Source organism: Pseudidiomarina woesei (assembly GCF_001418345.1).
GTDB lineage: Bacteria > Pseudomonadota > Gammaproteobacteria > Enterobacterales > Alteromonadaceae > Pseudidiomarina > Pseudidiomarina woesei.
In genome coordinates this window covers 41,185-48,362 of sequence record NZ_LIPW01000012.1, presented here as the reverse complement: position 1 = coordinate 48,362, position 7,178 = coordinate 41,185, and the positions used below count along the sequence as shown (strand labels likewise).

Here is a 7,178-nt window from a genome sequence, read left to right as displayed (position 1 = left end):
TTTTCAGACTCAAAACTTGTGCTTTTGGCGACTTCGTTGTCTGCCTCAAGCGTGGGGCGCATTTTAGAGATTTAACTGGCTGCGTCAAGCGCCTTTTTCACATTTTTATGTGTTTTTTTGCCGACTGCTGTTTTTGTGAACGAAGCGCAGCAAAAAGCAACGAAAACTGTCGGATTAGCCACCAATAAGGCTTTCTGCTAATCTTTAGGTAAGTTGAATCTCAGATCAAAAATGTAACATTTTCGCGAATTAACGGGGTAAGTAGTCATGAACGGTGATATTCGTAGCTATCGGGGCATTGAGCCGCAATTTGGGGAGCATGTATATATCGACGCAAGTTCTGTTGTCGTTGGCGATGTGCATATTGGTGAACATAGTAGTATTTGGCCGTTAGTAGCTGCACGCGGTGATGTGAATCATATTCGCATTGGTGCGCGTACGAATGTCCAAGATAATAGTGTGCTGCATGTTAGTCGTATAAGTGAGGGCAACCCTGAAGGGCATCCACTGATTATTGGCGATGATGTAACCGTTGGCCATCATGTGATGCTGCATGGTTGTACTGTTGGTAACCGCGTACTTATTGGTATGTCGGCAGTAATTATGGACGGTGCTGTTGTAGAAGACGACGTTATTATTGGTGCTGGTAGTTTGGTGCCGCCAGGCAAGACTTTGCGTAGTGGCCATCTTTATGTGGGTAGCCCAGTGAAAGAAGCCCGCCCTTTGACAGAGGCGGAGCTTAATTTTCTGCCACAGTCAGCGGCAAACTATGTGTTATTAAAAGAAGACTACTTACTGCACGTCACTTCTATATAAGTACAAAGCTGTTATATAAGTCAGCTTAATGAAAGTCACGGGAGCGGTTAGCAGCGACGCCTAGTTGCGCTAACTGCTCAGTTCCGTCTTCTAAATGACCGGCAATGACATGAATAACATCACCATGAATTTCAACCACTCCTTTTACTTTTAATAACTGCGCCGTTAAAAATGCCTGCCGAAAAGAGCGCGCAGTTTGCTGCCAAATCACCACATTCACTAAACCAGTTTCATCTTCTAAGGTTACAAAAGTAACCCCTGAGGCCGTGCCGGGCCGTTGCCGACAAGTCACTAGCCCCGCCACGCGCACCAATTGCTTATGCCGACATTGCGCCAGCTCACTGGCTAGCTTATAGCCTGTTAACCCTTGCTGTTCACGAAGTAGCGCAATAGGGTGGCGACGAACAGAGACGCCCGTCGTTTTATAATCAACGGCGACGTCTTGAAACTCCGCCGGCGGTGGTAAAGGGAGAGCTTGAAGATCATAACTAGCGGCATTGCTTTTCGGCCCCCCTGCTTCAGCAAAAAGGGGGAGCTGCTCAACTTGCAATGCCAAGCTTTGCCACTGGCTTTCATGTCGGTGGCCGCTTAATGCTTGCAGCGCATCAGCCGCTGCTAGTTTATGTAAGTCGGCACCGCCCAACCCAAAGGAGCGTAGCTGTTGTAAGTGTTGGAACCCGCCTTTCGGGCGTTGACTTAACAACTTTTCAGTAACGCTTTGTGATAAGCCTTTAACTAAACGTAAACCCAAACGCAACTGCAGCCCATGTTGCCCGGATTCAAGTTGGTGATGCCACTGGCTATGCTGAATATCGATTGGTAAGACATTAATATGATGCCGTTTCGCGTCTTGAATAAGCTGACTAGCTGAATAAAACCCCATAGGTAGGCTGTTCAGCAGCCCACAGTAGAACGCCGCGGGGTAATAGCATTTTAGCCACGCCGAAGCATAGGCTAAATTGGCAAAACTGGCCGAATGGGACTCAGGGAAGCCATACTCGCCAAAACCACATATTTGCTGAAAAATACGCTGCGCAAATTCATCGCTATACCCTCGCTCTCGCATGCCGGCAATCAGCTTGGTTTCAAATTGCCGTAGCTCACCGCTACTTTTCCAGTTCGCCATCGCTCGGCGCAACTGATCAGCTTCGCCACCACTAAAGCCGGCGGCAACCATAGCAAGCTTAATAACCTGCTCTTGAAAAATAGGCACCCCGAGCGTTCGTTGTAATACTTCACGGACTGCCTCACTGGGAAAAGTAACTGGCTCTATGCCGGCACGACGACGCAAATAAGGGTGCACCATGTCTCCTTGAATAGGCCCGGGCCGCACAATAGCTATTTGTACCACTAAGTCATAAAACGTGGTTGGCCGCAGTCGTGGCAACATATTCATTTGCGCTCGCGATTCAATTTGAAACACACCAATAGAGTCCGCTCGCTGCAACATACTGTAAACCGCGGCATCCTCTTGCACGATATTCGCCAAGTTTAAGTCGCGTTGGTGGTGTTGCTTCACTAACGCAAACATTTTGCGTAGCGCCGTCAACATACCTAAGGCAAGCACATCAACTTTTATCAGGTGTAAGGTTTCTAAATCGTCTTTGTCCCATTGAATAACCGTACGTTCTGGCATGCTGGCATTTTCAACAGGAACAAGATCGGTCAGTTGTGTCGCTGCAATAACAAACCCACCGACGTGTTGTGATAGATGGCGAGGAAAGCCTAAAATACTTTGCGTGAGCTTTAATAAACAACGTCCACGATAGCTGGCTTGCAACCCTGGAAACTTTTCTGCTAACTGCTCTTGCCAACTTTGTTGCCCATCGCGCCGATCAATTTGGCGCAAATAATGACTTAGCTCCTGCTCATGAAAACCGAGCGCCTTACCAACATCACGCAACGCACTACGTAAACGATAACGTATAACCGTGGCCGCCAACGCTGCTCGGTGCCGCCCGTATTTTTTATAAATATACTGAATAACTTCTTCACGCCGTTCATGTTCAAAGTCCACATCAATATCTGGTGGCTCATCACGCTCTGCGGAAATAAAGCGCTCAAATAAAACATCAATTTGATCAGGGTTTACTGCGGTAATTTGCAAGCAGTAACACACCACAGAGTTGGCAGCTGAACCGCGGCCTTGGTACAAAATTCCGCGTTGCTGGGCAAACTGCACAATGTCATGAATTGTCAAAAAGAAATATTCGTAACCTAGCTGTGCGATCAGTGTGAGTTCTTTCTCGAGCTTGGCTTGCACATCGCTACGTAGCCCCTGAGGGAAACGTATGGCGGCGCCGGTGTAAGTTAGCTCTCGTAAATAGTCTGTGGCTGTTCTTCCTTCAGGCACCAATTCTGCAGGGTATTCATAACGTAATTCGCTTAAACAAAAGCAGCATTGTTTAGCGATGCCAATTGTTTGCGCTAGCCAAGCTTCAGGATAACAACTAGTTAGTTCGCTAGGGCTGCGTAAGCAATAGTCTTGATTGGGCTTAAGTTGCGCAACTTGGCTATCAATAGGTTGTCGCTGACGTATCGCAACTAGTACATCATGTAAGGTGTGGCGTTTTGGTTGGTGATAACAAACCTCACAAACAGCGGCAACAGGCACGTAATGAGCCTGACTTAACTGCTGATAGCGCCGATAGTTATCAGCATCGTAGGCATGATAATGACGCCCATAAGCCAACCAAAGTCGACTTGGGTAATGTTGCTTTAATGCTGTAACACTTTGTTCAATATCGGCAAGTTCATAACAGCTTTGAGGTAAGCGCCAAAGCAGGTTGCAGTCGGGTAAGGTGCCTAAGAAGTCCGCCAATGAGACTCGGTAATCGCCTTTTTTACAGCGGTTTCGCGCTGTCGTGATGAGCTGGCAGAGCTGAGCATAGCCTTGTCGGTTGCGCGTTAAGACAATAAAAACGCCAAGTTCTGGTACGTGAAACTCACTACCAATAATTAAACGCAGCGGCTTATCTCGTGCCGCCACATAAGCACGCACTACGCCAGCTACGGAGCACTCATCGGTGATTGCTAACGCTTGATAACCAAGTTCACAGGCACGTTCAACTAACTCATGCGGATGTGACGCACCACGCAAAAAACTAAAGTTACTAATACAATGCAGCGCCGCCGGCCTTTTGTCTTGTGCTACTGCTGCGCCCAAAGTAAGACCTCTAGCTAAACCAGCCATGCAAATACCACCCTTGCTGACTGTGAAAGATCCACCCTTGCCGCTGTGCTTTATCAACCGCAATATAATAATCGCGCCTTATTGGTTGAGCATCCCACCAACCGCTAACAATACGCTCCGGCCCCCATTGCAACTGCCACTGCTGACGATCAATAGGTTGTACTTGCGGTAATAGCCAACACGGCCGCTGTTGTTTTAACGGCTGCTGTTTTTGCCCCTGCTGCCAGGGCTGTATTCGGCCTTGGCGTTCGGGCCGCCAGTCATCGTTGTAACAAACAGATTGTACACTTTGCTCACCTAAGCGAGCTTGTAAGCGACTAACCAAAGCACTTAGCTGGTCATCAGCCGATGGTGCGCCAGCCAATAATTCAGTAGATTTAGCTTGTCGTGATTCAGGCCGTTGCAACCCTATACTAAGAGCTAGTACCGGTTGACGTAACTGTTGTCGCTCAAGATGCAACTGACAAAGTTGTAATAAGTCATTTTGTTGCCAAACAGCATGAGCGAATTGAATAGGTACTTGCGTAGCTGGACCTTGTCGATGATGTGCGCGAATAACTAACGCTCGTGTACTCCATTGATGGCTTTGTAAAAAACTTTCAGCCTGCTGCAGTAAACGTTTTAACGGAAAAAGTAACTGCCCCCAGCTGGATACTTCACTAGTTAACTCTACTTTTTCATCAAACTTATCTGGTGGATGATAAAACGCTTGTGGTGGTTTAAAGTCGCCACTTAATTCCGCCATATAGTTCATCACCGCACGACCAAAGCGCACCCCAATTTCTGCCCGCGGCCGTTTGAGCAAGTCTCCAACCGAAGTAAACCCAACGTTGTAGAGCTTTTCAATATGCACTGCAGCTAAGCCACTATAAGTTATTGGTAACGCAGCAATGGCTTGCTGCACCGCCTCACGATCATGACTAATGATTGGGCTAGCCGCCTCGGCAAGCAACTTGGCAACTAACGGGCTATACCCGCTACTGAGGCAATAGCGTAATGGCCACTGCTCAACACGCGACCGCAAACGGGCTACCACAGCGTCGTACCCCCCACGTAGCCGCACCAAACTGCGAACCTCGCACAATAAGCCTTGAGGTGGATACAAAACAATTTGGGCAATGTCTTGATAAATCACTTGCGCAAGCTGTGTAATAACCCGTTTTTCTTGTGCTTGGGAATAACTATGTACGCGTAAGTTTGGCGCCAAGGTACTCGCCAACACATCGGCCATTCCCAGCTTGATACCCGCTTGCAAAGCCGTTTGATTGGCTTGCACTAAAGTTCTTCGTGCTGCATGACTTTCTAGCAATGCATGAGGGTACCGGCTTTGTTCAGGCGGCTGCAAAGCTAGCTGGTAGTCCAGCAACAGATGTGGAAAATGCAAGTATACCCAACGATTCATAACACTCGCCGACGCCTTGGTAAGCGGCTTTCAATGGCACATGGAAATGGCGGTAACGGCCAACCATAGCGACGCTTTAACACCTCAACTTGTAGCGGCGCAGCAGCGATTTTAGTTAAGCGTAGCCGCATCGCATAAGCACGTGCGTCGTCTTCTGGTTGTATAGCCGTTACAATAAAAACTGTTTTTTGTGCGGCCTCTGCCGCCTGCTGTAAGCGCCGCACTGCAGCAGCCGAAAGCCCTGTGGTATGCCAAAATAAAACAAGATCAACCGCCTTGCTTTGTACCGCTTGCTCGGCCGCCCATAACGCCAACTTATTATCAGGCTCTTGCACAATCACCTGCTGTAACAATGCAATATCTTGATAAATAAGACCTGGTGCATAAGGAGTCGCCGGAGGGTTGATCCATAAGGTGGTGATATTAGGCTGTGACAACAAAGGTAATAGTAACGTCAACTCACCAATAAACTGTTGCTGCAATTGCAGTTCATGTACACAGCCTTGCAACCAACCACCACCCAAGCGCTGATCAAGCTCAGGCCAGCCAGTAGTTAATACGTTGCTAGGTGATCTATGCAGTGGCGCTTGCTGCCCCTGCCAAACCAAGCCTTGCTTTACCAAGGCTTCAACTTGTGCTGGAAACGCCATAACCCCCTCTTTATATAAGCCGAGGAAGAAAATTCAACGGCTGAAATACTGTACAAATATACAGTATACTTTAGTGTGTTTTGGGGAAACTGGCAAGTCTTTCACAATGAGGTATCATATGCGCACCACACCAACAATTTGCGACAAACGCGCTGAGACTATGCTGACAACTTTGTTAATTCCTTTTCGTTTTATCATCACATTTACTTTTGCATTAGTGTCTACTGGAATTATTGGCGCTCTCATTATTTTGGTCGGCTTGCCAAAGTTGCTCCTGCCCATACCAGTGGTGCAGCGTATGTTTTCAACTTGGGCAAACGGGCTGTTTCGTTTATGGGGCTATGCCATGTCAGCTACCTTTCGCTTAACCCAACCAATGCGCTGGCATATAGAAGGAGATAGCCAGTTACATCGCGATCGCTGGTATATGATTTTGGCCAACCACCGCAGTTGGGTAGATATATTGGTATTAATGCATTTGTCTTGTCGCAACATGCCCATGCCGCGTTTTTTTCTCAAGCACCAACTGATTTGGGTACCCATTGTAGGGCTTGGCTGCTGGACGCTTGATATGCCGTTTATGAAGCGTTATTCGCGTGAGCAAATTGCCAAAAACCCTAAATTACAGGGTAAAGACATTGCCACCACACAAAAGAAGTGTCAGAAATTTCGCCATATTCCAACCACGGTCATTAACTTTTGCGAAGGCACCCGCTTTACGCCTGAAAAACACGCAAAGCGACAAAGTTCTTTTAAACATTTACTTGCACCTAAAGCAGGCGGAACGGCTTTTGCACTACAGATTATGGGCAAACAGTTTGACGCTATTTTAGACATCACCATAGTCTACCCCGACGATAAGCGCCCGGCAGTTTGGCAGCTATTATCTGGCCAGCTACGAGATATTTACGTGAATGTTGAGACGTTACCCGTCACCGACGACTTAATTGGCGACTACTTCAATGATGAGACATTTAAAGCGCATTTTCAGAATTGGCTAAACGCCCGTTGGCAGCGCAAAGATCAATTAATTGACTCGATGAAGGGCAAGTTAAGATATTAGATATTAGACAAAAAAGCCCTCCATCTTGGAGGGCTTTGACACAGCCAATAATCT

At 47.5% G+C, this 7,178-nt stretch carries 5 protein-coding genes; 2 read left to right on the top strand and 3 right to left on the bottom strand.

Going from position 1 to position 7,178, the window contains the following annotated elements:
- Nucleotides 1-267: 267 nt before the first annotated feature.
- Nucleotides 268-816 carry a gamma carbonic anhydrase family protein gene (locus tag ASC40_RS11575; RefSeq protein WP_055439975.1) on the top strand — a complete coding sequence of 183 codons (549 nt, stop codon included), beginning with the start codon at nucleotides 268-270 and terminating at the stop codon, nucleotides 814-816.
- Between the two features lie 25 nt (nucleotides 817-841).
- Here the strand turns inward: ASC40_RS11575 and ASC40_RS11570 are convergent, their stop codons facing one another.
- From ASC40_RS11570 to ASC40_RS11560, 3 genes are read right to left on the bottom strand one after another with little or no spacing between them, the layout of a single operon-like run.
- Nucleotides 842-4,009 carry an error-prone DNA polymerase gene (locus ASC40_RS11570; protein WP_055439974.1) on the bottom strand — a complete coding sequence of 1,056 codons (3,168 nt, stop codon included), beginning with the start codon at nucleotides 4,007-4,009 and terminating at the stop codon, nucleotides 842-844.
- Entirely contained in the window at nucleotides 3,993-5,411 is a 1,419-nt protein-coding gene (locus ASC40_RS11565; protein ID WP_055439973.1) for a Y-family DNA polymerase, read from the bottom strand. The genes ASC40_RS11570 and ASC40_RS11565 overlap by 17 nt, the downstream gene beginning before the upstream one ends.
- Nucleotides 5,408-6,061 (bottom strand): hypothetical protein, encoded by a 654-nt coding sequence (locus ASC40_RS11560; RefSeq protein ID WP_055439972.1) that lies wholly within the window; start codon nucleotides 6,059-6,061, stop codon nucleotides 5,408-5,410. The genes ASC40_RS11565 and ASC40_RS11560 overlap by 4 nt, the downstream gene beginning before the upstream one ends.
- Nucleotides 6,062-6,179: 118 nt before the next feature.
- Between ASC40_RS11560 and ASC40_RS11555 the strand changes: the two genes are divergently transcribed.
- A complete protein-coding gene (locus tag ASC40_RS11555) occupies nucleotides 6,180-7,124 on the top strand; it encodes an acyltransferase (protein ID WP_245622272.1) in 945 nt (314 codons plus the stop codon).
- The last annotated feature ends 54 nt before the right edge of the window (nucleotides 7,125-7,178 follow it).

Excerpts from the sequence above, each read along its gene's own strand:
- ASC40_RS11570 (WP_055439974.1), bottom strand. The coding sequence starts at position 4,009 with ATGGCTGGTTTAGCTAGAGGTCTTACTTTGGGCGCAGCAGTAGCACAA.
- ASC40_RS11575 (WP_055439975.1), top strand. The coding sequence starts at position 268 with ATGAACGGTGATATTCGTAGCTATCGGGGCATTGAGCCGCAATTTGGG.
- ASC40_RS11560 (WP_055439972.1), bottom strand. The coding sequence starts at position 6,061 with ATGGCGTTTCCAGCACAAGTTGAAGCCTTGGTAAAGCAAGGCTTGGTT.
- ASC40_RS11565 (WP_055439973.1), bottom strand. The coding sequence starts at position 5,411 with ATGAATCGTTGGGTATACTTGCATTTTCCACATCTGTTGCTGGACTAC.
- ASC40_RS11555 (WP_245622272.1), top strand. The coding sequence starts at position 6,180 with ATGCGCACCACACCAACAATTTGCGACAAACGCGCTGAGACTATGCTG.